This window comes from Microbacterium sp. K35, assembly GCF_004794375.1.
In the GTDB taxonomy this organism is placed as follows: domain Bacteria; phylum Actinomycetota; class Actinomycetes; order Actinomycetales; family Microbacteriaceae; genus Microbacterium; species Microbacterium sufflavum.
Genome location: NZ_SSDM01000341.1, coordinates 1 through 1,168, shown reverse-complemented (window position 1 = coordinate 1,168; position 1,168 = coordinate 1). Strand labels below are relative to the sequence as shown.

General features: G+C 68.2%; 1 protein-coding gene. It reads right to left on the bottom strand.

The genetic code is table 11. The annotated features are described in order from the left end of the window. Nucleotides 1-173 precede the first annotated feature (173 nt). Nucleotides 174-1,168, bottom strand: a 995-nt coding sequence (locus DW299_RS13625) for a glycoside hydrolase family 26 protein (protein ID WP_205812657.1), incomplete at its 5' end; no start/stop codon positions are given.

The window sequence follows — 1,168 nt, the reverse complement described above, 5'->3', positions numbered from 1 at the left end:
CGGACGCCGGTCGCGTCGCCTGATCCCGCGGACGCCGGTCGCGCGTCGCCGGATCCCGCGGACGCCGATCGCCCGCGGTCGTGACACGAGGAGCGCCCCCTCGCGCACCGGTGTGTGAGGCACCGGCGCCCGAGGGGGCGCAGTCCTGTCGAGCGGACGGGCTCGACGCGGGGTCAGTTCCCGCGCGTGTTCACGAACGGATCCAGACCCGCGTCCTTGAACGACTCGAGCATGCCGGGGCCGTTCTCGATCTGGAGCGTGCACTTCTCCCCCGTGCCCAGGGCACCGGGCGAGTTGAACCGCACGAGCGCCTTCAGGTTCGGGTAGTCCTTCAGCGCATCGGGGATATCGCGGTGCCAGTCCTGCGCGAGCGCCGGGTCGGACGTGTTGTACGAGGTGCCGTACTCGGACAGGATCTGCGGCTTGGTGCCCAGGCTGCCCTGCGTGAAGAAGTGGTACTTCTGATCGATCTTGTCGGCGAAGGTCGTCCACCCGGTGCCGTTGCACGTGTAGAAGTTGTACGGGTCGTAACCCACCCAGTCCACGTAGGAGTCTCCGGGGTAGCCCTGCATGATGCGGTCGTCGTTCCCGTCGCCGAGGTACCCCGTCGACACCCAGGCCCACGCGACGTTGGTCACGCCCTTGGCCTCGAAACGGTCATGGATGTGGCGGTAGGCGCTGGCGTAGTCCGCCATCGTGCCCTTCTCCTCGTTCGGACCGTTGTCGAACTCGGGATCGAACGCGATCATGACCTGCTTGCCGAACGCCTTGACCCGGTCGGCGGCGGAGTCGATGTACGAGTCCATCTCGCCCTTGGTGATGCGCGACCACGCGATCATGGTGTTGGTGTCGGAGACGCGCGACTGCCACGAGAACAGCAGCGTGCGGTCCTGACCCAGCGTCTGCTCCTCCGCGTCGGGGAACTGCCCCTGATGCACGTGGGTGGAGAAGTCGTGGTACCGCATGGTCATGTCGAACTTGCGCCCGACCTTGGCCTCGAGATCGGTGACCGAGGTCACGAGGTTCGATCCGCCCTCGGTGGCGTAAACGCCCCACAGGGCGCCACACGACGGGGCCAGCATCGCCTGGGCACCGCAGGCGTCGGGGTCGCTCGTCGCCGACCCACTCCCGTCCGTCGCCGGCGCGGGCGCGGGTGCGGGTGCGGGGG